Raw genomic sequence first — 25,644 nt, 5'->3', positions numbered from 1 at the left:
GGCGCACGGCCTAGCGGAGCGGCTGGTACCGGTAGGTGGCGGCCACCGGAAGGTGGTCGCTGCCGTCCCGCGGCAGGGTGCGGGAGTCCAGCGGGTCCAGCCCGCCCTTGCTCATGATCTGGTCGATCCGGGCCATCGGGAAGGCGGCCGGCCAGCTGAAGCCGAAGCCGTCACCGGCGGCGCCCTGGGCCGATCGCATCTGCGAGGTGACCGGCGCGAGGCTGCGGTCGTTCATGGTGCCGTTGAGGTCGCCGAGCAGCAGGACCTTCTTCAGCGGCTCGGCCTGGATCGCGTCACCCAGCGCCTGCGCGCTGACATCCCGCTGGTTGACGGTGAAGCCGCCCTCGGCCTTCAGCCGCACCGAGGGCAGGTGCGCCACGTACACCGCGACCGGGCCCTGCGGGGTGCCGACCTGGGCGCGGAAGGCCCTGGTCCAGCCCATCCTCAGGTCCACCGGGGAGACGTCACTGATCGGGTACTTCGACCAGAGCCCGACGGTGCCCTGCACCTCGTGGTACGGGTAGGCGCCGGCCAGCCCGGTCTCGTACGAGCGCAGCGGCTTGCCGGCCAGCTCCTGCAGGGCGACGATCTGGGCGCCCGAGTCCACCAGGGTGCGGATGGTGCCGGGCACGTCGGTGTTGGCGGCGGCGACGTTGTGGCTGACCACCGTCCAGTCGCCCGGGCCGCCCCGCTTGTCGTTCAGCAGGCCGCCGAACAGGTTGACCCAGAGCACGACGGGCAGCAGCAGGGCGAGCAGCGCGGTGGCGGAGCGGCGCAGCAGCGCGGGCACCAGCAGCACCGGGACGGCCAGGCCCAGCCAGGGCAGGAAGGTCTCCAGCAGGCTGCCGAGGTTGCCGACCCGGTTGGGCACCTCGGCGTGGAAGGCGAACAGCACGGCCGTGAGCACGGCCAGCGCGGCGACCACCAGGCCGCGTCGCCAGGTGCTGCTGCCGCGGGCGTCCCGGCCCCAGTGGCGCAGGCCGAGGAAGCCGACGCGACGCGACGCGGGGGCCGGGTCGTCGGCGCCGCTCCCGGGTGCCACGATCCGCTCGGTCCTGTCCGCCTGCGCCATCAAGTGGCTCCCGTCGCTCGTGCCGCCGCCGGTCCGGTGCCGGTTCGACCGGATACCCGGCTCAGCCTATGCCGGGACAGACGTCGGTCCCCCGGAGCGGGTTCCGGCGTGGCCCGGTTTGGTGAGCGAGGCCACGTTCGGCCGGATCAGCGGGGCGCGAGGCCTTCGAGCACGGAGTCGACCAGCTTGCGGGCCAGGTCCGGGTCCTCCAGGTCGGAGTCGTCCCACAGGATGCTGCGGTAGAGGATCGGCCCCATCAGCAGGTCGTTGAGCAGGTCCAGGTCGAGGTCGTCGCGGATCACGCCCTCGGCGACGGCCTGGCGGATCAGGCCGAGCCCGACCGCCCGGCGCGGCTTGATCACCCGCTCCCGGTAGGCGGTGTACAGCTCGGGCAGGGTCTGCATCTGGCCCATGGCGGCCTTGAGCACCCAGCGGGTGCGCTTGGCCAGGCCGCGCCGGCGGACGTGGTCCACCAGTGCGATCAGGTCGGCCCGGGCGCCGGCGCCGGTGGGCTCCGGCAGTGGCTCCTCCAGCCGGCTGACCACGTCGACCAGCAGGGCCTCCTTGTTGGGCCAGCGCCGGTAGATGGTGGCCTTGCCGACGCCGCCGGCGGCGGCGATGCCCTCGATGGTGAGCTCGGACAGCGCGGTGCCGCCGGCCATCAGGTCCTCGACGGCCCTGAAGATGGCCTGCTCGGCGGCCTCACTGCGGGGCCGGCCACGGCGTACCTCCGCGCAGTGCTGCCCGGTGCCGGCGGTCGGCGTGTCCGTCTTCATCCCCGCTGCCTCTCCCTCGCTCTCCCCGGTCGCGCAGGCGCCGTGGCGTGTCCCTCGGTGGGTCCGCGGCAGGGGACCTTGCCCCGGACCCGGGCCCTGCCTCCCGGGGCGTACCCGGGGGACAGGGCCATTGTCACTCAGCTGCGGTGCGGCCTCAGGCGTCCGCGGCCGCCGCCTCCCGCTCCTGGCCGCGCTGCTCGGGGACCTGGCCGCCCGGGCCCGCAGGGGCGGCCGGGCGGCGCGGCAGCAGGAACCAGGCGGCCGCGGCGCCGATGAGCGAGACGCCCACCGAGAGCGAGGCCACCACGTGCATGGCGTGGATGAAGGAGTCCTTCGCGGGGGTGATGAGCGCCTGGCCGCCGGGGAGGCGGTCGGCGATGGCCAGGGTCGCCTCCAGCGACTCGCCGGCCTTGTCGCGCAGCCCCTCGGGCAGCTGGGTCAGGGTGTCGGCCATCCCGTCGCGGTAGACGGTGGAGAGCACCGCGCCGAGCACGGCGACCCCGAGCGAGCCGCCGACCTGGCGGAAGGTGTTGTTGACGGCCGAGCCGGCGCCGGCCTTCTCCCGGGGCAGCGAGGCCATGATCGCGACGGTGACCGGCGGCATGACGTGCGCCATGCCGGCGCCCATCACCAGGCCGAGCACGACCAGCACCCAGATCGGGCTGGTGGCGGTCAGCACGACGTAGCCGACGAAGCCGAGCGCGACCAGCAGCATGCCGCCGGCCGCGGTGGCGGCGACGCCGAGCCGGTCGACCACCAGCCGGGCCCGCGGGGCGAACAGCAGTTGGGCGGCGGCCATCGGCAGCATCAGCAGGCCGGCCTGGAGGGCACTGTAGCCGCGCACGCTCTGGATGTAGAAGACGCCGAAGAAGGAGACGCCCATCAGTGCGAAGAAGATCACGCCGACGACCACCACGGAGGCGCTGAACACCTTGTCGCGGAACCAGGTGACGTCCAGCGCGGGGAACGGCGTGCGGCGCTCGAACCAGACGAAGGCGGCCAGCGCGACCACGCCGACCAGGGTCGGCGCCCAGGCCTCGACCACGGTGAAGTCGGCCAGCTCGCCGCCCTTGATGATGCCGTAGATCAGCGCGACCAGCCCGATGATCGACAGCAGCACGCCGACCGGGTCCATCCGGCCCGGGTTGGGGTCCTTGGACTCGGGGACCAGGATCACCATCGCGATCACCGCGACGACCACGATCGGGACGTTGACCAGGAAGACCGAGCCCCACCAGAAGTGCTCGATCAGCAGGCCGCCGGTGATCGGGCCGATGGCGATGGCCAGGCCGACGGCGCCGGCCCAGATCCCGATCGCCTTGGGCTGCTCGGAGCGCTCGAAGACGTTCATAATGATCGCCAGCGTGGCGGGCATCGCGAGCGCGCCGCCGACGCCCATCAGGGCGCGGTAGCCGATGAGTTCACCGGGCGAGGCGGCCAGCGCGGACAGCAGCGAGGCGACGCCGAAGACCGCCATGCCGGCCAGCAGCGCGCGCTTGCGGCCGAACCGGTCGCCGAGCAGGCCGGAGGTGAACAGCAGCCCGGCGAAGACCAGGGTGTAGGAGTTGATCGACCATTCCAGGTCGCTCTGGGTGGCCCCGAGGCCGACCGGCGCGGGGGTCGCGATGGTCTTCATCGCGACGTTGAGGATCGAGTTGTCGAGCACGACGACGAGCAGGGCGAGCAGCAGGGTGCCGAGGATCGCCCAGCGCCGGCGGTGGATGGCTTCCGGCACGCGAGGTGGCGCGGCTGCGGTGGTCATTGGTCTTCCCATCCGTGTTGGCGTTGCACTGGCGGGCATTCCGAGCCGCATACGTCTCGTAACCCCCCGCACCAGAGTAGCGGCCGATACGATACGAGACGAATCCGTTTCGAAAAGAGAAGGCAAATTCGGAGGCCTCCCGCGCACCCCGGCGCGGGAGGCCCGCCCGCCCGGTGTGTGGCGGATTCCACCGGGACGCACGCACCCCTCTTTGCGCTCGCGCCGGGGCGTGCAAGCATGGAGGGGATCCGGGGACGCCGCACGGCGCCACGAGACGACAACCCTTCAGGAGTCCGTTCGATGAACGCTTCTACGCCTTCGCCTGCCCAGAACCAGGCGTCGACCACCCCCCTCTACGGCGGGGTCACCAACCGCCGGGTCACCGTCCGCGACCTCGCCGCCGCCAAGCAGCGCGGCGAGAAGTGGTCGATGCTCACCGCCTACGACGCCCTCACCGCAGGCGTGTTCGACGAGGCCGGCATCCCGGTGCTGCTGGTCGGCGACTCGGCGGGCAACTGCCACCTCGGCTACGAGACCACCGTCCCGGTGACCATGGATCAGATGGTGATGCTCTCCGCCGCCGTCGTCCGCGGCACCAAGCGGGCCATGATCGTCGCCGACCTGCCGTTCGGCTCGTACCAGGAGTCCCCCGCCCAGGCCATGCACAACGCAGCCCGGCTGATGAAGGAGGCCGGGGTCGGCGCGGTCAAGCTGGAGGGCGGGGAGCGCAGCGCCCGCTCGATCGAGCTGCTGGTCGAGGCCGGCGTCCCGGTGATGGCCCACATCGGCCTCACCCCGCAGTCCGTGCACGCCCTCGGCGGCTACCCGGTCCAGGGCCGCGGCGACGAGGCGGCGCACCAGCTGCTGCGCGACGCCAAGGCCGTCCAGCAGTCGGGGGCCTTCGCGGTGGTGCTGGAGGCCGTACCGGCCGAGCTGGCCGCCCAGGTCACCGAGCAGCTGGCGATCCCGACCGTCGGCATCGGCGGCGGGCCGGACACCGACGCCCAGGTGCTGGTCTGGACCGACATGGCCGGCATGACGGCCGGCCGGGTGCCGAAGTTCGTCAAGCAGTACGCCGACCTGCGGACCGTCCTCGGCGACGCCGCCCGGGCGTACGCGCAGGACGTGCGCACCGGCGCCTTCCCGGCGGCGGAGCACAGCTTCCACTGACGCACGCCCCTCCGCGGCCCCGCTCCGAGCTGCTCGGAGCGGGGCCGCTGTCATGCCCGGACGGCTGCGGGCTCCCGGTGACAGCGGGCTGACAGCGGGCGGGGGTCCGCGACAGGGGGCTGACAGCCGGGGCGGACAACCTGGAGGCATGACAGGAATCGCGACCGCCCCGAACACGCGGGGAACAGCCGGGAACGCCGTGGAGGTCCACGGCATCGTCAAGCACTTCGGCAGCACCAAGGCCCTCGACGGCGTCGACCTCACCGTCCGCGAAGGCACCGTCCTCGCCCTGCTCGGCCCCAACGGCGCGGGCAAGACCACCCTGGTGCGGGTCCTCTCCACCCTGATCAAGCCGGACGCCGGCACCGCGTTCGTCGGCGGCTACGACGTGCTGCGCCAGCCCAAGCAGCTGCGCCGCACGATCGGCCTCACCGGCCAGTACGCCTCCGTGGACGAGCTGCTCTCCGGGTACGAGAACCTCTACCTCATCGGCCGGCTGCTCGACCTCCCCAGCCGGGAGGCCAAGGCCCGGGCCAGCGAGCTGCTGGAGCGCTTCTCGCTCACCGACGCTGCCAAGCGCATCGCCAAGACCTACTCCGGCGGCATGCGCCGGCGCCTCGACCTGGCCGCCAGCATGATGGGCCGCCCCCGGGTGCTCTACCTGGACGAGCCCACCACCGGCCTGGACCCTCGCACCCGCAACGAGGTCTGGGACGAGGTGCAGCGGATGGTCGCCGAGGGCTGCACCGTGCTGCTCACCACCCAGTACATGGAGGAGGCCGAGCAGCTCGCCCACGAGCTGACCGTCATCGACCGGGGCAGGGTGATCGCCAACGGCGGCGTCGCCGAGCTCAAGGCCAAGGTCGGCGGCCAGATCCTCCAGATCCGCCCGGCCGACCCGGCCGCGCTGCCGGAGATGGCCCGCTGCCTGCACGAGACCGGGATCGCCTCCGCAACCATCTCCCCCGACGACGGCCTGCTCGCGGTGCCGCTGGTCGACGAGGAGCAGCTCACCGCCGTGATCGGGGTGCTCGGTGGACGCGGCTTCGCGATCGCCGCCATCGACACCAAGGTGCCCAGCCTGGACGAGGTCTTCCTCGCCATCACCGGCAAGCCCACCGCCGACGCGGCCACCGCGTCCGCCGACGCCCTCGTCAAGGAGCCCGTCGCATGACCACCGCCACGCTCGGCCCCGCCGGGGTCGAGGCCTCCCCGGCCGACGACGGCCGGATCGGCCTGTCCGCCAACCTGCGCCACATCGGCGCGCTGACCCGCCGCAACCTGATGCGGATCAAGGCCGACCCGGAGTCGATGTTCGACGCCGTGCTGATGCCGATCATCTTCACCGTGCTGTTCGTCTACGTCTTCGGCGGCGCGATCTTCGCCCAGGACCCGGACAAGTACAAGCAGTTCATGATTCCCGGCCTGCTCGGACAGACCGGCATGACGCTGGCGCTGGCCGTCGGCACCGGACTGAACACCGACTTCCAGACCGGGGTGATGGACCGCTTCCGCACCCTGCCGATCGGCCGCTCCTCCGTCCTGCTGTCCAAGCTCGTCGCGGAGACCCTGCGCGCCCTTCTGTCCTCCGCGATCCTGCTGACCTTCGCCTTCCTCCTCGGCTTCCAACTGAAGACCGGCATCCCGGAGCTGCTGGCCACGGTCGGCCTGTCGCTGGTGTTCGGCATGTCGATCACCTGGATCTCGATGCTGCTGGGCATGTCGATGAAGAGCGCCCAGGCCGTCCAGGGCGTCTCGATGCTGGTCCTGATGCCGATGCAGTTCGGCAGCTCGATCTTCGCGCCCACCGACACCATGCCGGGCTGGCTGCAGGCCTTCACCAAGGTCAACCCGCTGTCCCAGCTGGCCGACGCCTCCCGCGCGCTGCTCAACGGCGAGGGTGCGATCGCCCACCCGGTGATGATCGTGCTGATCTGGTCGGCCGCCGTCACCGCGGTCTTCGCCCCGCTGGCGGTCGCCCGCTTCCGCAAGCGGACCTGACCCCCCGTGACCACCGTCGGCCCCGTCGGGGGAAGTGCCGGCGGACGGGACGGCCGGCCGCCCGGGACAGGCGCCGGCCGCAGTACGGGCCCGTGCGGCCGGTGACCAGGGGACGGGCACCGGCCGTACGGGCCCACGCGCGGTCTAGCCGATCAGCCCCTCCAGCAGGTCGAAGGCCTGCTCCTGGGTCATCCCGACCCCGTCGGCCCGGGCCTCCTCGTACCCGGCATCCCCCATCAGCTCCCGCAGGACGGCCTCCGAACGCGCGCGCTCGACCCGGTCCAGGTAGCCGCCCTTGGGGCCGTTCAGCCCACCGTGCGCGCCGGTCAGCACGGCCGCCACCCGGGCCCGTTCCAGGTCGCCGTCGTACTGGGCGAAGGCGCACAGCACCGCCGTCACCGCCGGCACCACCAGGACCGTCATGTGTTCGAAGAAGCCGCTCGCGGCCGTCACCGCCCGCAGCTGCCGCCAGCCGTCGCGCAGCAGCTCGAACCCCGCATCCGGGTCCCCGGCCCGGGCGGTGATCCAGCCGCGGGAACTCAGCAGCATCCCGGTCACCAGGCTCGGCGCGAAACCCCCGACCCGGACCGTGTCCAGCTCGTCCAGCTCGGCCAGCGCCCGCTCGAACTCGCCGCGCTGGGCGTGGATGCCGCAGAGCGTCAGGTGGCCGAACATCAGCGCCCCGGTGGTGGACTGGTTGAGCCCCGGGGTGTCGATCGAGGCCAGCGCCTCGCGGATGACCCGCTCGCCGCGGTCCATGTCGTGCTCCAGCAGGGCGCTGCCCAGGTTCACCCGCAGGATCGGCACCTCCTGCGGCGCCCCCAGCTCCTCGACCAGCTCGATCGCCCGCGCGTACGCCTCGGCGGCGGCCTCGGACTCGCCCCGGTTGGCCAGCGACTCGCCGTGCGCGGACAGCGCCTGGGAGATCCCCCAGAGGTCGCCCGACTGCTCGTACAGCTCCAGCGAGCGCTCGCCGTCCTCGATGCTCTGCGCCTCACCGCTCGGCCAGTCGTTCATCATCCTGGCCCGGACCTGCAGGATGAACGCCAGGTCGCTCACCCCGCCGTGCTGTTCGCAGCCGCGCACGGCGTCGTCGATCAGGTCCTTCATCTCCTCCAGGCGACCGGCCAGGAAGGCCCCGAACACCCGCATCAGCGCCGGGAAGCGGTAGGCCTGCGGCAGATCCGGGGTGTAGACGCCCATCAGCCGATGGGCGACCTCGATCGCCTCCGGGTCGCCGAGGACGTCCAGGTTGCCCTCGAACAGCCCGATCAGCCGGAACATCGCGAGCAGCCGGCGGGCCTCCTCGACCACCCCGGCGGACAGCGGCAGCTCGTAGGCGAACACGCTGCGCTCCAGCGGCACCGGCCGCGGGGCGTCCGGGCCGAACGGGTCCGGGCCGAGCGCGGCGACCGCGCTGTACCAGGTGCGCGCCTCCATGCTGTAGCCGCGCAGCGACCAGTACCAGCTCATGCCGAGGGCGAGGAGCAGCGCCTGTTCCTCGTCCCGCAGGTCGATCGCCCGACGCAACGCGATCCGGATGTTGTCCTGCTCGCGTTCCAGCACCGTCAGCCAGTGCAGCTGCCGGGGGCCGTGGATCTGGCCGTCGGCGACGGAGAGCATGGTGCGGAAGTGCGCGAGGTGACGGGCCTCGGTGGCGGCGCGCTCGGCGGCGGCCCCGGCAAGGCGCTCGGCCGCGTACTCGTGGATGGTCTCCAGCATCCGGTAGCGCGGCAGGCTGGCCCCGTCCAGGTCCGCCACCAGCAGGGACTTGTCGACCAGGGACAGCAGCAGGTCGGCGACCTCGCCGGGGGCCACCTCGACGCCGTCGGCGCAGACCGCCTCGGCGTCCTCCAGCTGCCAGCCGCCCGCGAACACCGAGAGCCGGCGCAGTACCGCCCGCTCCCGCTTGCCCAGCAGGTCCCAGCTCCAGTCGACCACCGCGCGCAGGGTCTGCTGGCGCGGCAGCAGGGTGCGGCTGCCCGCGGTGAGCAGTGAGAACCGGCCGTCCAGCCGGTCGGCTATCTGGCGCGGCGTCATCACCCGCAGCCGGGCGGCGGCCAGCTCGATGGCCAGCGGCAGCCCGTCCAGCCGGCGGCAGATCTCGGCGCAGGCCTCCGGGTCGCTCTGCGGGTCGAAGCCGGGACGGGCGGCGGCGGCGCGCTCGGCGAACAGCCGCAGCGCCACCGGGTCGGGCAGCGGCTCGACCGGCAGCACCGTCTCCCCGGGCACGCCCAGCGGCTCGCGGCTGGTGGCGAGCACCGTCAGCCCGGGGCACTCGGCGAGCAGGACGTCGGCGAGGTCGGCGGCGGCCTGGATCAGGTGCTCGCAGTTGTCCAGGACGAGCAGCATCCGGCGGTGGCCGCAGTGCTCGACCAGCCGGCGCACCGGGTTCTCGGCCCGCTTGTCGATCACCTCGGCGACCATGTTGGTGCTGTGCAGCACGATCTCGCGCAGGCCGAGCGCCGAGACCACGGCGGCGGGCACCGCGTCCGGGCTCTCCAGCGGGGCGAGTTCGGCCACCCAGACGCCGTCCGGCCAGCCTCCGGCGGACTGCTCGGCGCGGCCGGCCTCCGTCGAGAGGCTGGTCTTGCCGGAGCCGCCCGGGCCGGTCAGGGTGACCAGTCGACGGCCCGTCAGCATGCCGCGCAGCGCGGCGAGATCCTCCTCGCGGCCGACGAAGCTGGTCAGCCGGCCGCGCAGATTGCCGCCGGAGCGCGGGAGTTGGGGCGCGGCAACGGGCGCCGGCACCGGCACCGGGGCGCGGACGGGCTCCGGCTTCGGCGCCTCGTGAGCGTCCGGCGCGAGCAACTCGGCGTACAGGGAGCGGAGTCCGCGGCCCGGGTCGACGCCGAGCTCCTCGGCCAGCGCGCGCCTGGTCCGTTCGTAGTGGCGCAGCGCCTCGGCCGTCCGTCCGCTCTCGTGCAGCGCCCGGATCATCAGCAGCTGCAACGGCTCGTCCAGCGGCTGCCGGCCGCACAGCTCGGCCAGCTCGGCGACCAGCTCGGCGGCCCGGCCGAGGCCGAGGTCGGCGGTGATCCGGTGGCGGCGGGCCTCCTCGCGCTGGGCGTCCAGCCGGGCCGCCGGGCCGGTGCGGTCCGGCAGGTCGGCCAGCGCGGGGCCGCGCCACAGCGCCAGGGCGGCGGACAGCTTGCCGGCGGCGAGCGCGTGGTCCCCGGCGTCGAGGGCGCGGCGGCCCTCGCCGGTCAGCCGCTGGAAGTCGGCGAGGTCGGTGGCCGGGCCGGTCAGCCAGTACCCGGCCGGGCCGGAGCCGACCTCGTCCCGGCCGATGGTGCGGCGCAGCCGGCCGACCAGGGTCTGGAGCGCGGCGGAGGAGTCCTGCGGCGGCTCGGCCTCCCACACCTCGTCCACCAGCACGTCGGCCGGCACCGGCCGGCCCTGCCGCAGGGCCAGGGCGGTGAGCAGGGCCCGCAGCCGGGCACCGCCGATCGGTACCGGGGTGCCGTCGTCGTGGTGGGCCGTCGTCGTCCCGAGGATGCCGTAGTGCACCGGACCATTCTGGTCGATCGGCGGGGCAAGGGCCGCACAATTGTGCAGGGCCGTCCCGGCCCCGGTGCGTGGGGTGGAACGCCGCGTGGGGTGGAACGCCGCCGCACGCCCGGACGTTCACCCGGAGCGGCTTGTCCGGTCACCGGCCCACCCGGCATGATCGACCCCGGCCCACGCCCGCCCCTCTTCCCCCTGCCCACGGAGCACCCACACCATGACCTTCGCCGCCACGCCGCGCTCCCGCAGCGAGGACCGCCGGATCAGCCCGGTGTTCTGGGTGCTCCTCGCCGTCCTCGGCACCTCCGGCTGGGCGCTGTACTCCGGCTACGGCAACATGCGGTTCGGGATCTTCCTCTTCGTGGTGACGGGCTGGATGGTCTCGCTCTGCCTCCACGAGTACGCCCACGCGCGCACCGCGCTGCACGGCGGTGACATCACCGTCGGCGCCAAGGGCTACCTCACGCTCAACCCGCTGAAGTACACCAACGCGCTGCTCAGCTTCGTGCTGCCGATCGTGTTCGTGCTGCTCGGCGGCATCGGCCTACCCGGCGGCGCGGTCTGGATCGAGCGGCACCGCATCCAGGGGCGGCTCAAGCACAGCCTGGTCTCGGCGGCCGGGCCGCTGGTGAACCTGGTCGGCGCGGTGCTGCTCCTGCTCCCGGTCGCCACGGGCTGGCTGGACGACCCCCAGGTGACCACCTCGTGGAACGGCTACGAGCTCCAGGTCTCGCCGCTCGCCCTGGCCCTGGGCTTCCTCGGCATGCTGGAGCTGGGCGCGGTCCTGCTGAACCTGCTGCCGGTGCCGGGCCTGGACGGCTACGGGATCATCGAGCCCTGGCTGTCGCACAAGACCCGGCGGTCGGTCGAGCCGTTCGCGCCGTACGGGATGCTCGCGGTGTTCGCCCTGCTCTGGCAGCCTCAGGTGAACGCGCTGTTCTTCGACGCCGTATACGGCGTGATGGAGCTGATCGGCGTCGACAGGTTGTACAGCCAGATCGGCCACGAGCTGTTCAGGTTCTGGACGAACTAGCCCCTGGGGCCGGTCGGCCCTGGCCGGTCAGTCCTGCTGGGCAGCCGCGACGGCCTCGGCGAGCTTCGCCCTGCGGCGGTTCATCCACAGCACGTTGCTCGCCACGCCGGCCAGCGGGAGCCAGATCAGGCCCAGCCACAGGCCCTGGGTCAGCGAGAAGACGGCGGCGACCAGCGCGAGGACGACGACGATCAGGGCGAGCAGGGACGTGCGGGGCATGGCGGCGGACTCCTCGGACCGGGTACGGACGGCCGGGTTGCGGCCGGGACCCATTGTCGCCGACCTCACCTCCGGAGCAGGTCCGGGGTGAGGTCGACACGGCATCCGGTGGTCAGACGTCGGTGATCCGCAGGCCCGCGTGGGCCTTGTAGCGGCGGTTGACCGAGATCAGGTTGGCGACCAGCGCCTCCACCTGGTGGGCGTTGCGCAGCCGGCCCGCGAAGATGCCGCGCATCCCGGGGATGCGGGCGGCCAGGCCCCGGACGACGTCGGTGGCGTCCCGGTCGTCGCCGAGCACCATGACGTCGGTGTCGATGGTCTCCACCGACTCGTCCTGGAGCAGGACCGCCGAGAGGTGGTGGAACGCGGCGGTGACCCGGGAGTCCGGCAGCAGTGCGGCGGCCTGCTCGGCGGCGCTGCCCTCCTCCGGCTTCAGCGCGTACGCGCCCTGCTTGTCGAAGCCCAGCGGGTTGACGCAGTCGACGACGATCTTGCCCGCGAGCTCCTCGCGCAGCGCGGTCAGGGTGGCGGCGTGGCCGTCCCAGGGCACCGCGATGATCACCACGTCGCTCTCCCGGGCGACGGTGGCGTTGTCGGCGCCGCGCACGCCGAGGCCCAGCCCGGCCGCCGAGGCCTCGGCCCGGGCGGCGTCACGGGAGCCGATGATCACCTGCTGGCCGGCCTTGGCCAGCCGCAGGGCCAGGCCCCGCCCCTGGTCGCCGGTGCCGCCGAGGACACCGACCACCAGCTGCGAGACGTCCGGTACCTCGTGGGCCGGGTTCGTCACTGAATCGAGGGAAGTCATGGGCCGATCCTGCCAAATCCCCGGCCCGGCGGGACATCCTGGCCCGCATGGACGCGGTGAGAGTTTCGGCACTCCGGGAACGGCTGACGGGAACGGGCTGGCTGGAGGCGATCGGCGGCTTCGCCGGGTCGCTGCGCCGCTCCGTGGAACGGCGCGGGGCGAGCGGGCTGCTGCTGGTCGGAACCGAGGGGTACGAGCCCTGGCACCTGGCCGCCCACCTGGACGACGAGGCCGCCTGGTCGGACGTCCCCCGGCTGGCGCCCACCCTGGTGCGGCACCGCCCGCCGGCCGACGCCCCCGCCCACCTGACGCACGACCTGCGGCGGCTCACCGAGGCCGGGCGCGGCGCCACCGTGCTGGTGGTGGCCCCGGAGGCGGCCGGCGCCCCGCTGCTGGAGCGGGTGCACGACGCCCGGCGGCACGGCGCGACCGTACTCGCGCTGGACGGGGGCGCCCCGGCCACGGCCGGTGGGCCGGGTGACCCCGGCGGCCTCGGCGGCCCCGGCGACCTCGGTGGCTCCGGAGACATCTGCGATCTCGGCGACCTCCGCGGGCTCGCGCACGAGCGGCTGGCCGTCGGCACCACCGCCGGGGAGCCCTTCGACCTCGCCCAGCACCTGGTCAGCGCCGCAGCCGGGCAGCGGGCCGGCCGCCGCTCCGTCCGGGACCGGCTCGCCGAACTCGCCGGGCGGCTGACCTCGCCGCCCGCGATCAGCCGCTGGTAGCCGGGGCCGGCCCCCGGGTTCGCCGGACGGTCGGTTCGCCGGCGGTCGAAAACCCTTTGCGGAAGCGGCGAGCGCCGTCCGAGGATGACGGTTCGTGAACGTCGACGAACCCCCGCATCCCCCCGTGCCCGGTCGCGCCCGGACGCTGCTGCGCTCGCTGACGCCCGACCTGTCCCCCTGGCGCGCCTCGCGAGACTTCCGCTACCTGTGGACCTCCGGCTGCGTCACCAGCTTCGGCGGCTTCCTGACCCTCGTCGCCGTGCCGATGCAGATCAAGGAGCTCACCGGATCCTCCTTCGCGGTCGGCCTGATCGGCGCCGTCGAACTCGTGCCGCTGATCGTCTTCGGCCTGTGGGGCGGTGCCCTCGCCGACGCCCTGGACCGCCGGAAGCTGGTGCTGCGGGCGGAGGTCGCGCTCGGCCTGCTGGCCGGGCTGCTGCTGCTCAACGCCCTGCTGCCGAACCCGCTGCTCTGGCCGATCTACCTGGTCGCCGCGCTGGTCGCGGCCGCCGACGGCATCCAGCGCCCGGCACTGGACTCGCTCCTCCCCCGGCTCGTCCCGCACCAGCACCTGACCGCCGCGTTCGCCCTCAAGTCGCTGTACCACAACGCCGCTTCGGTGGCCGGACCGGCGCTGGCCGGGGTCGTGGTGGCCTTCGCCGGGGTGCAGACCGCGTACGCGCTGGACGTCCTCTCCTTCACCGTCTCGCTGCTGCTGCTCGTCCGGATCAAGGCCGTGCCGCCGCTCACCGGCGCCGAGCGGCCGTCCCTGCGGGCCGTGCTCACCGGCGTCCGCTACGCGTGGAGCCGCAAGGACCTGCTCGGCACCTACGCGATCGACCTCTGCGCCATGCTGTTCGCCTACCCGGTGGCCGTCTTCCCCTTCCTGGCCTCGGAGTTGGGGGCGGACTGGGCGCTCGGCCCGATGTACGCGGCCTCGGCCCTGGGCGCCCTGCTGGTCGGCGCGACCAGTGGCTGGACCTCCCGCATCCACCGGCACGGGCGGCTGCTGGTGGTCGCCGCCATCGGCTGGGGCGCGGCGATGGCGCTCGCCGGACTGACCGAGCACATCTGGCTGGTGCTGCTCGGCCTGGCGCTGGCCGGCGGCGCCGACGAGATCAGCGGGCTCGCCCGCTCGACCATGTGGAACCAGTCCATCCCGGACGAGGTGCGCGGCCGGATGGCCGGCGTCGAACTGCTCAGCTACTCCGTCGGCCCGCAGCTCGGCCAGGTCCGGGCCGGCACCATGGCCGGGCTGGTCGGCGTGCGCGCCGCCGTCTGGGCCGGCGGCGCCGCCTGCGTCGTCGCCGTGCTCGCCGTCGCCGCCGCCCTGCCGAAGCTGCTCGCCTACGACGACCGCACCGACCCGCACGCCGCCGCCGTCCGCGCCGAGCACGAACGCGCCGAACGGGAGGCCGCCGCGGCGGCGTGACCGGGCCGGGCGCCCCCGGTGTTCCGATCGCGTCGGCCGCGCCGACCGGGGGCTACTCGTCCTTCTCCTCGGGCTGGTCGCTCCAGCGCGGGTCGTTCCGCCACTCCCGGTTGCGCTCGTCCGCGATCCGCAGCGCCTGGGCGGCCTCCTCGGGGGTGGCGTACGGTCCCAGGCGGTCCTTCGCCGGGCACTCCGGGCCCTCTTCCACCTTGTTGTGCTTGATGCAGTAGAACCACTCGCCGGGCTTGCCGGTCGGCTTGCGGTTGAATCCGAGGGGCATGGCGCTCTCCCGTTCAGAAGGCCAGAGGGATGGGTCGGTACCGATCATTCCCCGCCCCGGGCGGGGCCGCACACCCCCCGGGGCGGTGGGGCCCGGCGACTAGACTCGCGGCATGGCTCTCGTACCCGGCATCCAGTCCCCCACCCGCAAGGTCCCGGCGCACATCGCGCGCCCCGAATACGTCGGCAAGCCCGCGCCGACGCCGTACACCGGGCCCGAGGTGCAGACCGCCGAGACGATCGAGAAGATGCGGATCGCGGGCGGGATCGCCGCCCGGGCGATGGAGGAGGCGGCCAAGCTGATCGCCCCCGGCGTCACCACCGACGCGCTGGACGCCGTCGCCCACGAGTACATGTGCGACCACGGCGCCTACCCGTCCGACCTCGGCTACCGGGGCTTCCCCAAGTCCGTCTGCACCTCGATCAACGAGGTGATCTGCCACGGCATCCCGGACTCGACCGTGCTCCAGGACGGCGACATCGTCAACATCGACGCCACCGCGTACATCCACGGGGTGCACGGCGACCTCAACGCCACCTACCTGGTCGGCGACGTGGACGAGGAGTCCCGGCTGCTGGTCGAGCGCACCCGGGAGTCCCTCAACCGGGCGATCAAGGCGGTCAAGCCGGGTCGTCAGATCAACGTCATCGGGCGGGTCATCGAGTCCTACGCCAAGCGCTTCGACTACGGCGTGGTGCGGGACTTCACCGGACACGGCATCAACACGTCGTTCCACTCCGGCCTGATCATCCCGCACTACGACAGCGAGCGGGCCACCGAGGTGATCAAGCCGGGCATGACCTTCACCATCGAGCCGATGCTGACCCTCGGCACGTACGACTACGAGATCTGGGCGGACGGCTGGACGGTCGTCACCAAGGACCGCAAGCGCACCGCCCAGTTCGAGCACACCCTCGTGGTCACGGCGGACGGCGCGGAGATCCTCACCCTGCCGTAACGCCGTAACGCCGCAACGCCGTACCGCCCGGGCGTCGTCAGCCGATCAGCCACTGCTCCTCGGCGACGGCGCCCACCTCGGTGCAGGCGTCGGTGAGCACGTCCAGGACGCGCAGCGGGTCCGGCAGCGGCTGCTCGGGCCCGCGCAGCCACTGCACCCGGGAGCCGTCCGGCAGCGCGGCCGGCGGCAGCAGGGTGTACGAGCCGCGGCAGTGCCAGCGCAGCCCGGGGTGCTCGGACATGGTGTCCGGGGTGGAGTCGAGCGCGCTCGGCCACCACTCGTCCTCGTCCTGCGGGGTGCCGCGGGTGGCGGTGAAGAACAGGTAGCGGTCCTCGCCGACGGCGGCGACCGGTCCGTCGACGCCCAGCGCGGTCAGCCGCTCCAGCGCCAGCCGTCCGGCCTCCGCCGGGACGTCCAGCACGTCATGCACCCGGCCGGTGGCGGTGATGAAGTTGGCCTGCGGGTCCCGGGCGAGCCAGCGGGAGAGCTGCTCGGGGTCGGTGGTGGCCTGGGTCTGCCAGGCGAAGGAGACCGGGTGCTGGGCGGGGGCCGGACAGGCCACCCGGTCACAGGAACACCGGTAGCCGGCCGGATGGGCGGCGGGCGCGAGCGGGAATCCGGCGCGCACCGCGCCGAGCAGCTGATCGAGTCCGGCGGCCGGGCCGTCCGCGCCCCCCGCCCGCTGACGATCACGCTTCTGCCACCAGGTCGTCCACCTGCTGCCGGCTTCCATCGGGCCCCTTCCGCGCAACTGCCGTGCCTGGTGCGACACAGCGTTCGACGTTCCACTCCGACGCAACGCACGGCGCCCCCGGCTGCTTCCCGGGGTGCTCGGCCCTGACGTCCGCGCCCCGCCGGCCGCTGCCCGGGGTCACCGGACGGCCGACGCCCGGGTCACGGTACGCAGTCACGGCAGCATGCTGTCCGCGCCAAATCGGCCGGAGGGCGCGCGAATTCGCGCCTCGCCCGGCCCGTACGGGGCCCGCTGACCCGGGTGGACCCCGAGGGCGTAACAGGAAGGATAAGGGTGCGGAGGGCCTTCGGATGACCGGGGGCAGTGCCTCTCCGGTCACACTCGCGGTGACGCCCACGGGCACACTCCCGGCACGCCGCCCTCACGAGGCCTCCCGCCCGCCCTCCCGTCCCGGAGCTCCCGGTCGCCCCGGTTCCCGCTCCCGCACGGGCCGGTCCCCGGTCACCCGCGGAGGTGAGACCCTGGAGGGATGAAGAGCGCGGACACCGAATTCGTCGGCGGCCCCCTGGACGGCAGGATCCTCCCCATCCCGCTGGGGCCGATGCTCGGCGTGCCCAAGAAGTACAAGGTCCCGGTCCCCGCGCACGGCGAGGCCCCCGCGCGCACACTGGTGTACGTCCGGAGCAAGCAGGTTCGGGGCCTGAGCTGGTTCTGGCGCTACGAGTACGACGAGGCGGCCACCGCCCGCGCCTCCGGCTGACGGGCCACACGCCTCGTCGTCGCCCTTCGTTCGCCTCCCGGGGAGGTCGGCATGGCGAGGACGGCACGGCACCCGAGGAACCGCTCGCGGGCGGTCGGGCACCACAACCGGCAGGTCGCCGGCGTCACCGGAGTTCTGCTCCTGGTGGTGTGCCTCTACAGCGTGGTCATCGAGCCGAACGCCTGGCTCTGGTTCGGCTGGGCGGTGCTGCTGCTGGTGTGCGTGGCACTGTTCGTGGTCCGGCCGTGAGGCCCTCCCCCGGACCGCCCAGGCAGCAGCACCGTCCGTCCCGCTCCCCCGCGGGCTCTCCCCCGGCCGCTTCCCCCGGGGCGGTCAGTCGTCCTCGGCGAGGATGAGGTACAGCTTCTTCCGGGCCTCGGTCAGCACTGCCAGGCCCTTGGTGCGTTGCGCCTCGGTACCGGTGGCCATGACCTGGCGGATCGCCTGGTCGACGGCGGCGAGTGCCTGGCCGACCTCCTGGACGGCCTCCCAGTCGACCTCCCGGCCAGCCTCCGCCCACGGCTCTGCCGGCCCGGCGTCGGCCTCGGCCCGGCCCGCCTCGGTGAGCGACACCAGCCGCTTGCCGCCGACCTCCTCCGCGGTGATCAGGCCCTCCTCCTCCAGCAGCTGGAGGTTGGGGTAGATCGATCCCGGGCTGGGCCGCCAGGCCCCACCGGTCCGCTCGGTGATCTCGGCGATCATCTCGTAGCCGTGCATCGGCCGCTCCTTGAGCAGCGCCAGCAGCGAGGCCCGCACGTCACCGCGCCGGGCCCGCCCGCCGCGCCGCGAGTGCGGACCACCGCGCCGGCCACCGTGCCCGCCGAAGCCGTGGCCGTACGGGCCGCCCATCGGCCGGCCGGGGCCGCCACCGAACGGCGGGCCGAAGCCGCCGAACGCCTCCCGGCCCTCGACGCCCCCACCGGGCATCCCCCGGAACTCCGGGCCCGGGCCGCGGCGTCGACCGCCGCCGCGCGGACCCTCCCAACGGAAACTCATTCCTTGACGTTCTGAGCGCATCGCACCCACCTCCTCGGATCTCCGAGTCGAACGAGCCAGTCGAGTCACTGTCTCGATAGTTCGACGATATATCGGTGACTGTCGCTCGTCAACGAAATCCGACACGCCCGCGGAGCACGCCGCATCCCCCGGCCAGCCGCTACGGTGGCGGGCATGGCCGCAGAACGAGACCTTGCGACGCTGCTGCGCGGGATGAGCCCGCAGCTCAACCCGGGGCGGTACGTCTACTGCACGCTCCCCGCGCGGGTGCCCGCCGGCATGCGGCCGGTGGTGACCGTCGCCGAGCCCGAGGGGGTGACGATGGTGGTCGCCCAGGAGGAGGCGGACGCGCTCGGGCTGCGCTACGAGTACGTGGCGGCCTGGATCACCCTGCGGATCCACTCGGCGCTGGAGGCCGTCGGGCTGACCGCCGCCGTGTCCGGCCGGCTCGCCGAGGAGGGCATCAGCTGCAACGTGGTGGCCGGCTTCCACCACGACCACCTGTTCGTCGCCGCCGACGACGCCGACCGCGCCGTCCGCGCCCTGGAGGACCTCGCCGCCCGCTCCGCCTGAGCCCGCCCCGTCCGCTCTCCTCCGCCCGACAGTCCCTCCGGGTGGCCGTGGCCGACCGGCCCTCCGACACTGGGAAACGAGCCACCCCGCCCGGGGCGGCCCCACCGGAAGGAGACGGCCGCCATGGCCATCTGCGTCACCTGCGGCAACGACTACTGGCTGGCCTTCGAGATCAAGACGGTCACCGGCGACACCTACACCTTCGACAGCTTCGAGTGCGCGATGGAGAAGCTCGCCCCGCGCTGCGAGCAGTGCAACGTCCGCATCGTCGGCCACGGCGTCGAAGTGGCGGGCATGTTCTTCTGCTGCGCCAACTGTGCCCGCGTCAACGGCGGTCTCGGCGACCAGATCCGCGACGCCGTCGGCGCCCGCCCCGCCTGACGGGGCCCCGCGCCGGACGGCGGGAAGGAAAGGGGGCGGAAGAGTCGGCCTGTACGCCGGGTTCTGTCTCCCGGGTTGCTTGCGCGGCCCGGGGAGGCGGCCATCCATCTAGGGCTGCCGTTGCCGACAGCCTCGTGCGGTCCACCCGCGGACTCGGGCGAGCAGCCTTCAAACGTCCGCGCACGGTGCCCGAGGGCACCGATCTTGACCTTGCTCCAGGTGGGGTTTACCTAGCCGGCCGGGTCACCCCGGTCGCTGGTGGTCTCTTACACCACCGTTTCACCCTTACCCACCACGAAAAGCGGTGGGCGGTCTGTTTTCTGTGGCACTGTCCCGCGGGTCACCCCGGGTGGGCGTTACCCACCACCCTGCTCTGTGGAGCCCGGACGTTCCTCGGCGGGTCTGGGACCCGTCGCGACCGCCCGGCCGGCTCTTCCGCCGTAGTGGTCATCGTAGCCGCTCGGGCGGCGCCTCCCGTACACCGGACCGGACGGCCGGTGCCTCGGAGCCGAGGCGGGCGGCCACCCGGGCGGCCGTCGCGCTCGCCCAGGCGGTGGTGGTGACCAGGCCGAGCGTGAGGACGGCGCCGCCGAGCCCGACCAGGATCCACCAGCCGGCGTGGCTGGCCGGTGCGAAACCGGTCGCGACCGGGCCGACCACGGCCGAGGTGACGACCGTACCGATCACCGCCACGCCCAGCGACTGGCCGATCTGCCGGCTGGTCGAGGCGACCGCGGCCGCCACGCCCGCCTGGGCACGCGGCATGCCGGCGACGGCGGCGTTGGTGATCGGCGCGTTCACCATGCCGAAGCCGAAGCCGAACAGCGCGTACGCGACCAGCAGCAGGGCCGGCGGGGAGTCCGCGGTGAGCCGGGTGAGCAGCAGTCCGCTCGCGGCGAGGCCGAGACCGGCCGCGACCAGCGGCAGGCGCGGGCCCCGGCTACCGACGATCCGTCCGGACAGCGGCGCGCAGACCAGCATCATCCCGGCCATCGGCAGCGTCCACAGGCCGGCCTCGACCGGGCCGTAGTGGCGGACCTCCTGGAGGTACAGGGTGTTGAGGAAGAGGAAGCCGCCGAGCGCGGCGAAGGCGCAGACCGCGGTGACGGTGGCGCCGGTGAACGGCGCGCTGGCGAAGAACCGCGGGTCCACCAGCGGCTCGGCCACCCGCCGTTCCCAGAGCGGGAAGGCGATCAGCGCGGCCAGGGCGGTCGCGGCCAGGGTGAGGATCAGCGGGGAGGTCCAGCCGTTGGCCGGGCCCTCGATGATCGCGGCGGTGCCGCAGCCGAGCAGCACGATCATCAGCAGCTGCCCCACCGGGTCCAGTCGGCGCGGCCGGGGCGCACGGGACTCCGGGACGTAGCGGGCGGTCAGCGCGATGGCGGCGAGCGCCACCGGGACGTTGATCAGGAAGATCGACGGCCAGCCCGCACCGTCCACCAGGAAGCCGCCGAGCAGCGGGCCGAGCGCCATCGAGATGCCGACCACACCGCCCCAGACGCCGATCGCCCGGGCGCGTTCCTTCGGGTCGGTGAAGGTGTTGGTGATGATCGACATCGCCACCGGGTTGAGCATCGAGCCGCCCACCGCCTGGAGCGCCCGGAACGCCACCAGCCAGCCCAGGCTCGGCGCCTGGCTGCACAGCAGGGAGCCGAGCGCGAAGCAGACCAGGCCGGTCTGGAAGACCCGGCGGCGGCCGAAGCGGTCGGCCACCGAGCCGAACAGCATCAGCAGCGAGGCCAGCACCAGGGTGTAGGCGTCGATGATCCACTGCAGCCCGGACGGCGGGGCGCCCAGGTCCCGCTGGATCGCCGGCAGGGCGATGTTCACCACGGTGTTGTCGAGGCCGACGATGAACAGGCTCAGGCAGCAGATCGCCAGGACGAGCAGGCGGTGGCGGCGCCCGAGCGTGGGCCCGGGGGCGGGCGTCGGCACGGCGGCGCGGGGCTGGAGGTCGGGCACGGACCGATCCTCCCACCGCGGGGCGGGCCCGGTCAGGTGGGCGGCGCGTCCGGGTGGCGGGGCGGGACGGGACGGGGCCGGACGGGGGAAGAGCCCGGACGGGGGCAGAAGGCCTGGACCGCCGTGAAGCGGACGGTCCGGGTGGCCGGGTCGGCCGCCGTCAGCCGGACGTCGATCACCCGGCCGAGCGGCAGCCCGGCCGCGGCTCCGTCGCAGCGGGCCCGGCCGCCCGCAGCGCGAACTCCAGCGCCTGCCGGGTCTCGGCCGGCAGCCCGGCGGGCAGGCGCACGGACAGGGACTCCTCCACGGCGTCGCCGTCGCCCGGCACCAGGTCCAGGGGTCGCATGGTCATCGTGTTCACTCTCCTCGCCGCTCACCGTAGTGGTGAACGCCGCAGCGGCCCACCGAATTGCCGCGGCCTCCGGGGCGCGGTGTAAGCACTCGTACGGTGGGGAGCGGGTGACCGTTGACGAAGGGGGTTCGTGGGCGATGGGCGGGATCAGGGCGACCGGGGCGGCGGTGTCGGCGGCGCTGGCAGCGGTGGGGGCGCTGCACGCGGTGTGGGCGGTGACGCCGTGGCCGCTGCGGACACCGGAGGAGTTCGCGGACACCGTGGTGGGGGCGGGCGAGGGGGTGCCCCCGGCGGCGGCATGCGTCGCAGTGGCGGGGCTGCTGGGGACGGCCGCGTACCTGGTGGGGGCGGAGGCCGGGGTGCTGCCGGCGGTGGGGCCGCGGAGGTTGCGGCGGGCCGGGGTGCGGACGGTGGCCGGGGTACTGCTGGCGCGCGGGCTCGGCGGGCCGGTGCTGTTCGGACGGGTGAGTGAGCGATCGGACCGGTTCCGGCGGCTGAACGTGCGGTACTACTCGCCGCTTTGTGCGGCGTTGGGGGCCGGGGCGGCCGTGGTCGCGGGGGCGGGGGTCGGGCGACGGCCGCAGTAGGGTTGCTGGGTTCGTCCGCCACGAAGTGTTGAAGGAGTCCGCTGTGCTGGTGCTGTTGCCGCCCTCGGAGGGCAAGGCCGCGTCCGGGGACGGCGGGCCGGTGGCGCTGGAGCGGCTGTCGCTGCCCGGGCTGACGGCGGCGCGCGGCGCGGTGCTGGAGGCGCTGGTCGGGCTTTGCCGGGGCGACGAGGACACCGCCGCCGAGGTGCTCGGCCTCTCCCCGGGCCTGCGCGGCGAGATCGCCAAGAACGCCGGACTGCCGACGGCCGGTGCCCGCCCGGCGGGCGAGGTGTACACCGGGGTGCTGTTCGACAACCTCGGCCTGGCCACCCTGGACGCCGCCGCGTACGACCGGGCCGAGCGCTCGCTGCTGGTCTTCTCCGGCCTCTGGGGTGCCGTGCGGATCTCCGACCGGATTCCGTCCTACCGCTGCTCGATGGGCGTGAAGCTCCCGGAGCTGGGGGCGCTCGGGGCGTACTGGCGGAGCGCGATGGCCCCCGTGCTCCCCGAGGTCGCGGACGGGCTGGTGCTGGACCTGCGCAGCTCCGCCTACGCGGCGGCCTGGAAGCCGGCCGGCGAGGTGGCCTCCCGTACCGCGACCGTCCGGGTGCTCCAGGAGCGCAACGGCAAGCGCAGCGTGGTCAGCCACTTCAACAAGGCGACCAAGGGGCGGATCGTCCGGGACCTGCTGCTCGCCGGCGCCGAACCGAAGACGCCGGGCGAGCTGATGGACGCGCTGCTGGAGCTGGGCCACCGGGTCGAGCCGGCGGCGGAGGGCACGGCGCGCAAGCCGTGGCAGCTGGACGTGGTGGTCACCGAGGTGCACTGAGCACCCCGGTGACGGACGTCCCTACCGCAGGTGCGAGGTGTCGTTGAGCAGCCGCAGCGAGGCGTTGCCGTCCGCGTAGTACTGGACGGCGCAGATCGAGGCGGCGGACAGCTCCATCCGGTACATCGAGTCCGGCGGGGCGCCGAGCGCCAGCCGGACCAGGGTCTTGATCGGGCTGACGTGCGAGACCACCAGCACGGTCTTTCCCGCGTACCGGGCGAGGATCTTGTCCCGGGCGACGCCGGCCCGGTGGGTGAGCGTGGCGAAGCTCTCGTCGCTGCCGGTCGGCCTGGCCTTGGCGGAGCCGAGCCAGGCGGTCAGGTCGTCCGGGTACCGCTCCCGCACTTCGGCGAAGGTCAGGCCCTCCCAGTCGCCGAAGTCGACCTCGCGCAGCCCGTCCTCGTACCGGACCTCCAGGCCGAGCCGGGCGGCGACGGTCTCGGCGGTCTGCCGGGTGCGGCGCATCGGGGAGGAGACGACCGCCTGGACGCTGCCGCGCGCGGCCAACGCCTCGGCGGCCCGCTCGGCCTGCCAGCGGCCCTTGTCGGAGAGCTCCGGGTCGCTGCCGCCGCTGCCGGAGAAGCGCTTCTCCGGGGTGAGCGGGGTCTCGCCGTGGCGCAGCAGGACGAACGTGGTCGGGGTGCCGAGGTCGGCCGGGGCGGCCCAGCCGGCCTTGGGGGCGGCGGTCTCCAGCGGGGGTTCCGCCACGGCCCGGGAAGCCCTGGGCTCCCACTGGCGCCCGGCCTTGCCGGCGTCCATCGCCTCGTTGGCCAGCCGGTCGGCGTCCTTGTTCCGCTCGCGCGGGATCCAGGTGTACGTGACCCGGCCGCGAGGGAAGAGGGTGCGCGCCTCGGCGGCGAGCGGCTGCATGTCGGGGTGCTTGATCTTCCAGCGCCCGGACATCTGCTCGACGACCAGCTTGGAGTCCATCCGGACGTCCACCGAGGCGTCCGGGTCCAGCTCGCGGGCCGCCCTGAGCCCGGCGATCAGGCCCTTGTACTCGGCCACGTTGTTGGTGGCGTGGCCGATGAACTCGGCGGCCTCGGCGACGATCTGCCCGGTGTCCCCGTCGCGGACCACCGTGCCGTAGCCGGCCGGCCCCGGGTTGCCCCGGGACCCGCCGTCAGCCTCGACGATGAAGCGCGCCGTCACCGGCTCAGACGCCCGAGTCGGAGGTGCGGACCAGGATCCGCGAGCAGTTCTCGCAGCGGACCACCTTGTCGGCCGGCTCGGCCTTGATGGCGTTCAGCTCGGTGATCGAGAACTCGGTGCGGCAGCCCTCGCAGCGGCGCTGGTAGAGGCGGGCCGCACCGACGCCGCCCTGGGTGTCGCGCAGCTTGGTGTAGAGCTTCAGCAGGTCGGCCGGGATGACGGCGGCGACGGTCTCGCGGTCGCGCTTGACCTTCCCGGCCTCCTCGTCGATCTCGGCGAAGGAGGCGTCGCGGCGGCCCTCGGCCTCGGTGAGGACGACGGTGGAGTGCTCCAGGCGGGCGGACAGCTCCTCGACCCGGGTGTTGGCGCTCTCCTGGCGCTCCATGATCTCCAGCACGACCTCCTCCAGGTCGCCCTGGCGCTTGGCGAGCGAGCCGATCTCGTGCTGGAGGTTCTCCAGGTCCTTCGGCGAGGTGATCGCGCCGGAGTCCAGGCGCTGCTGGTTGCGGGCGGCACGGGCACGGACCTGCTCGACGTCCTGCTCGGCCTTGGTCAGCTCGCGGGCGGTGTCGCCCTTCTGGGCCTCGGCGGCGACGACGAGGTCCTTGAGCGCGGTGTGGTCTGCGGTGGCCTTCTCGATCTCGGCGTGCTCGGGCAGGCTCCGGCGCCGGTGGGCCAGCTGGTCGAGCTTCGAGTCGATGGCCTGGAGGTCGAGCAGGCGGATCTGGTCGGCGGGCGCGGCGTTCAAGCGGAGAGCTCCTGTGAATCGGGTCAGGCGGTGAAGGACATGGGGGCGTGTGCGGTCCACGGGTCGGTGACCCGGTGGGAGACCTTGGTCTCCACGGCCCAGCCGCGCTTGTCGGCGGCGGCCAGCAGGGCCCGCTCGGCCAGGGTGAGCCAGGGCCACTCGGTGGCCCAGTGGGCGGCGTCGAGCAGCGCGACGGGCGCCGCCTCGGCGGCCTCGGAGGCCGGGTGGTGACGCAGGTCGGCGGTCAGGTAGGCGTCCACGCCGGCCGACCGGACGTCGGCGAAGAGGCTGTCGCCCGAGCCGCCGCACACCGCGACCCGGCTGACCAGCCGGTCCGGGTCGCCGCAGACGCGGACGCCGGCGGCGGTGGCGGGCAGGCCCCGGGCGACCTGGGCGGCGAAGGCGGAGAGGGCCAGCGGGGGTTCCAGCAGACCGATCCGGCCGGTGCCGCGGCGGCCCAGCGGGTCGGTCGGGTCCGGCACCAGCGGGCCGGTCACCCGCAGGCCCACCGCCTCGGCGAGCGCGTCCGAGACGCCGGGGTCGGCGTGGTCGGCGTTGGTGTGGGCGACGTGCAGGGCGATGCCGTTGGTGATCAGCGTGTGCACCACCCGGCCCTTGAAGGTGGTGGCGGCGACGCTGGTGGTGCCGCGCAGGTAGAGGGGGTGGTGGGTGACGACGAGGTCGGCGCCCCACTCCACGGCCTCGTCGACGACCGCCTGGACGGGGTCGACGGCGAACAGCACGCGGTTGACCTCGGCCTGAGGGTCTCCGCAGACCAGGCCGACGGCGTCCCAGGACTCCGCCCACTGCGGCGGGTAGACCTCTTCGAGCGCGGTGATGACGTCGGACAGTTTCGGCACCTGTCGAGAC

Annotated in this window: 28 protein-coding genes and 1 other RNA gene; 13 read left to right on the top strand and 16 right to left on the bottom strand. The window is 73.6% G+C overall.

The window, feature by feature from the left end; translation table 11 throughout:
* Window positions 1-10: 10 nt before the first annotated feature.
* The 3 genes from ACIRRH_RS01900 to ACIRRH_RS01890 all read right to left on the bottom strand — a co-directional run bounded on the left by ACIRRH_RS01900 (window position 11) and on the right by ACIRRH_RS01890 (window position 3,610).
* Entirely contained in the window at window positions 11-1,072 is a 1,062-nt protein-coding gene (locus tag ACIRRH_RS01900; RefSeq protein ID WP_403060294.1) for an endonuclease/exonuclease/phosphatase family protein, read from the bottom strand.
* Between the two features lie 146 nt (window positions 1,073-1,218).
* The gene (locus tag ACIRRH_RS01895) at window positions 1,219-1,848 is read right to left on the bottom strand and encodes a TetR/AcrR family transcriptional regulator (protein ID WP_403060291.1); all 630 of its coding nucleotides are present in this window, start codon (window positions 1,846-1,848) and stop codon (window positions 1,219-1,221) included.
* 154 nt (window positions 1,849-2,002) lie between these two features.
* On the bottom strand, window positions 2,003-3,610 hold the full coding sequence (locus ACIRRH_RS01890; protein ID WP_403060288.1) for an MFS transporter: 1,608 nt from the start codon (window positions 3,608-3,610) through the stop codon (window positions 2,003-2,005).
* A gap of 300 nt (window positions 3,611-3,910) precedes the next feature.
* On the opposite strand from ACIRRH_RS01890, the gene panB reads away from it, so the two are divergent.
* The 3 genes from panB (at window position 3,911) to ACIRRH_RS01875 (ending at window position 6,781) form a co-directional block, all read left to right on the top strand.
* Window positions 3,911-4,780: a 3-methyl-2-oxobutanoate hydroxymethyltransferase gene (panB, locus tag ACIRRH_RS01885; RefSeq protein WP_403060285.1), complete on the top strand. Its 870-nt coding sequence runs from the start codon at window positions 3,911-3,913 to the stop codon at window positions 4,778-4,780.
* 148 nt (window positions 4,781-4,928) lie between these two features.
* Complete coding sequence (locus ACIRRH_RS01880; protein WP_403060282.1) at window positions 4,929-5,954, top strand: ATP-binding cassette domain-containing protein; 1,026 nt, start codon at window positions 4,929-4,931, stop codon at window positions 5,952-5,954.
* Window positions 5,951-6,781, top strand: a complete 831-nt coding sequence (locus tag ACIRRH_RS01875; protein WP_403060279.1) for an ABC transporter permease — start codon at window positions 5,951-5,953, stop codon at window positions 6,779-6,781. Before ACIRRH_RS01880 ends, ACIRRH_RS01875 begins: the two co-directional genes overlap by 4 nt.
* A gap of 144 nt (window positions 6,782-6,925) precedes the next feature.
* Here the strand turns inward: ACIRRH_RS01875 and ACIRRH_RS01870 are convergent, their stop codons facing one another.
* Window positions 6,926-10,291: an AfsR/SARP family transcriptional regulator gene (locus tag ACIRRH_RS01870; protein ID WP_403060277.1), complete on the bottom strand. Its 3,366-nt coding sequence runs from the start codon at window positions 10,289-10,291 to the stop codon at window positions 6,926-6,928.
* Window positions 10,292-10,505: 214 nt separating this feature from the next.
* Here ACIRRH_RS01870 and ACIRRH_RS01865 point away from each other — a divergent pair, with 214 nt between their 5' ends.
* Window positions 10,506-11,321, top strand: coding sequence for a site-2 protease family protein (locus ACIRRH_RS01865; protein ID WP_403060274.1), 816 nt, complete (start codon window positions 10,506-10,508; stop codon window positions 11,319-11,321).
* A 27-nt stretch (window positions 11,322-11,348) separates the two neighbouring features.
* On the opposite strand, the gene ACIRRH_RS01860 is transcribed toward ACIRRH_RS01865, so the two are convergent.
* Window positions 11,349-11,540 carry a hypothetical protein gene (locus tag ACIRRH_RS01860; protein ID WP_403060271.1) on the bottom strand — a complete coding sequence of 64 codons (192 nt, stop codon included), beginning with the start codon at window positions 11,538-11,540 and terminating at the stop codon, window positions 11,349-11,351.
* A 112-nt stretch (window positions 11,541-11,652) separates the two neighbouring features.
* A complete protein-coding gene (gene npdG, locus ACIRRH_RS01855; protein WP_403060268.1) occupies window positions 11,653-12,345 on the bottom strand; it encodes an NADPH-dependent F420 reductase in 693 nt (230 codons plus the stop codon).
* Between the two features lie 47 nt (window positions 12,346-12,392).
* On the opposite strand from npdG, the gene ACIRRH_RS01850 reads away from it, so the two are divergent.
* Window positions 12,393-13,070: a hypothetical protein gene (locus tag ACIRRH_RS01850; RefSeq protein ID WP_403060265.1), complete on the top strand. Its 678-nt coding sequence runs from the start codon at window positions 12,393-12,395 to the stop codon at window positions 13,068-13,070.
* Window positions 13,071-13,164: 94 nt separating this feature from the next.
* The gene (locus ACIRRH_RS01845) at window positions 13,165-14,502 is read left to right on the top strand and encodes an MFS transporter (RefSeq protein ID WP_403060262.1); all 1,338 of its coding nucleotides are present in this window, start codon (window positions 13,165-13,167) and stop codon (window positions 14,500-14,502) included.
* Window positions 14,503-14,554: 52 nt separating this feature from the next.
* On the opposite strand, the gene ACIRRH_RS01840 is transcribed toward ACIRRH_RS01845, so the two are convergent.
* Entirely contained in the window at window positions 14,555-14,782 is a 228-nt protein-coding gene (locus ACIRRH_RS01840) for a hypothetical protein (RefSeq protein ID WP_403060259.1), read from the bottom strand.
* A 112-nt stretch (window positions 14,783-14,894) separates the two neighbouring features.
* Here ACIRRH_RS01840 and map point away from each other — a divergent pair, with 112 nt between their 5' ends.
* On the top strand, window positions 14,895-15,740 hold the full coding sequence (map, locus tag ACIRRH_RS01835; RefSeq protein ID WP_224284298.1) for a type I methionyl aminopeptidase: 846 nt from the start codon (window positions 14,895-14,897) through the stop codon (window positions 15,738-15,740).
* Window positions 15,741-15,777: 37 nt separating this feature from the next.
* On the opposite strand, the gene ACIRRH_RS01830 is transcribed toward map, so the two are convergent.
* Window positions 15,778-16,473 (bottom strand): bifunctional DNA primase/polymerase, encoded by a 696-nt coding sequence (locus ACIRRH_RS01830; protein ID WP_403060256.1) that lies wholly within the window; start codon window positions 16,471-16,473, stop codon window positions 15,778-15,780.
* 490 nt (window positions 16,474-16,963) lie between these two features.
* Here ACIRRH_RS01830 and ACIRRH_RS01825 point away from each other — a divergent pair, with 490 nt between their 5' ends.
* Together ACIRRH_RS01825 and ACIRRH_RS01820 are read left to right on the top strand one after the other, a co-directional pair.
* Window positions 16,964-17,194, top strand: a complete 231-nt coding sequence (locus tag ACIRRH_RS01825) for a hypothetical protein (RefSeq protein ID WP_403060253.1) — start codon at window positions 16,964-16,966, stop codon at window positions 17,192-17,194.
* 51 nt (window positions 17,195-17,245) lie between these two features.
* On the top strand, window positions 17,246-17,443 hold the full coding sequence (locus tag ACIRRH_RS01820; RefSeq protein ID WP_363381558.1) for a hypothetical protein: 198 nt from the start codon (window positions 17,246-17,248) through the stop codon (window positions 17,441-17,443).
* A gap of 84 nt (window positions 17,444-17,527) precedes the next feature.
* Here ACIRRH_RS01820 and ACIRRH_RS01815 read toward each other — a convergent pair whose 3' ends face one another.
* The gene (locus ACIRRH_RS01815; protein ID WP_403060249.1) at window positions 17,528-18,211 is read right to left on the bottom strand and encodes a PadR family transcriptional regulator; all 684 of its coding nucleotides are present in this window, start codon (window positions 18,209-18,211) and stop codon (window positions 17,528-17,530) included.
* A 153-nt stretch (window positions 18,212-18,364) separates the two neighbouring features.
* On the opposite strand from ACIRRH_RS01815, the gene ACIRRH_RS01810 reads away from it, so the two are divergent.
* Window positions 18,365-18,763, top strand: a complete 399-nt coding sequence (locus ACIRRH_RS01810) for an ACT domain-containing protein (RefSeq protein WP_224273954.1) — start codon at window positions 18,365-18,367, stop codon at window positions 18,761-18,763.
* Between the two features lie 123 nt (window positions 18,764-18,886).
* Window positions 18,887-19,144, top strand: coding sequence for a Prokaryotic metallothionein (locus ACIRRH_RS01805; RefSeq protein ID WP_403060246.1), 258 nt, complete (start codon window positions 18,887-18,889; stop codon window positions 19,142-19,144).
* A 36-nt stretch (window positions 19,145-19,180) separates the two neighbouring features.
* Here ACIRRH_RS01805 and rnpB read toward each other — a convergent pair.
* The 4 genes from rnpB to ACIRRH_RS01785 all read right to left on the bottom strand — a co-directional run bounded on the left by rnpB (window position 19,181) and on the right by ACIRRH_RS01785 (window position 21,458).
* Window positions 19,181-19,578, bottom strand: an RNA gene (gene rnpB / locus ACIRRH_RS01800) — RNase P RNA component class A.
* Window positions 19,579-19,591: 13 nt separating this feature from the next.
* Entirely contained in the window at window positions 19,592-21,106 is a 1,515-nt protein-coding gene (locus ACIRRH_RS01795; RefSeq protein ID WP_403060243.1) for an MFS transporter, read from the bottom strand.
* 32 nt (window positions 21,107-21,138) lie between these two features.
* Entirely contained in the window at window positions 21,139-21,285 is a 147-nt protein-coding gene (locus ACIRRH_RS01790) for a hypothetical protein (protein WP_403060240.1), read from the bottom strand.
* Window positions 21,282-21,458 (bottom strand): hypothetical protein, encoded by a 177-nt coding sequence (locus ACIRRH_RS01785; protein WP_403060238.1) that lies wholly within the window; start codon window positions 21,456-21,458, stop codon window positions 21,282-21,284. Before ACIRRH_RS01785 ends, ACIRRH_RS01790 begins: the two co-directional genes overlap by 4 nt.
* A 107-nt stretch (window positions 21,459-21,565) precedes the next feature.
* On the opposite strand from ACIRRH_RS01785, the gene ACIRRH_RS01780 reads away from it, so the two are divergent.
* Both ACIRRH_RS01780 and yaaA read left to right on the top strand, forming a co-directional pair.
* Window positions 21,566-22,045 carry a DUF3995 domain-containing protein gene (locus ACIRRH_RS01780; protein ID WP_403060235.1) on the top strand — a complete coding sequence of 160 codons (480 nt, stop codon included), beginning with the start codon at window positions 21,566-21,568 and terminating at the stop codon, window positions 22,043-22,045.
* Between the two features lie 43 nt (window positions 22,046-22,088).
* A complete protein-coding gene (gene yaaA, locus ACIRRH_RS01775; protein ID WP_403060232.1) occupies window positions 22,089-22,874 on the top strand; it encodes a peroxide stress protein YaaA in 786 nt (261 codons plus the stop codon).
* Between the two features lie 21 nt (window positions 22,875-22,895).
* On the opposite strand, the gene ACIRRH_RS01770 is transcribed toward yaaA, so the two are convergent.
* From ACIRRH_RS01770 to ACIRRH_RS01760, 3 genes are read right to left on the bottom strand one after another with little or no spacing between them, the layout of a single operon-like run.
* Window positions 22,896-24,026: a bifunctional RNase H/acid phosphatase gene (locus ACIRRH_RS01770; RefSeq protein ID WP_403060230.1), complete on the bottom strand. Its 1,131-nt coding sequence runs from the start codon at window positions 24,024-24,026 to the stop codon at window positions 22,896-22,898.
* A 4-nt stretch (window positions 24,027-24,030) separates the two neighbouring features.
* Complete coding sequence (locus ACIRRH_RS01765) at window positions 24,031-24,774, bottom strand: zinc ribbon domain-containing protein (RefSeq protein WP_403060228.1); 744 nt, start codon at window positions 24,772-24,774, stop codon at window positions 24,031-24,033.
* 23 nt (window positions 24,775-24,797) lie between these two features.
* Window positions 24,798-25,634: a Nif3-like dinuclear metal center hexameric protein gene (locus ACIRRH_RS01760; RefSeq protein ID WP_403060225.1), complete on the bottom strand. Its 837-nt coding sequence runs from the start codon at window positions 25,632-25,634 to the stop codon at window positions 24,798-24,800.
* Window positions 25,635-25,644: the final 10 nt, after the last annotated feature.

The organism is Kitasatospora sp. NPDC101235 (assembly GCF_044767505.1).
GTDB lineage: Bacteria > Actinomycetota > Actinomycetes > Streptomycetales > Streptomycetaceae > Kitasatospora.
This window is presented reverse-complemented; position numbering and strand designations above follow the sequence as displayed.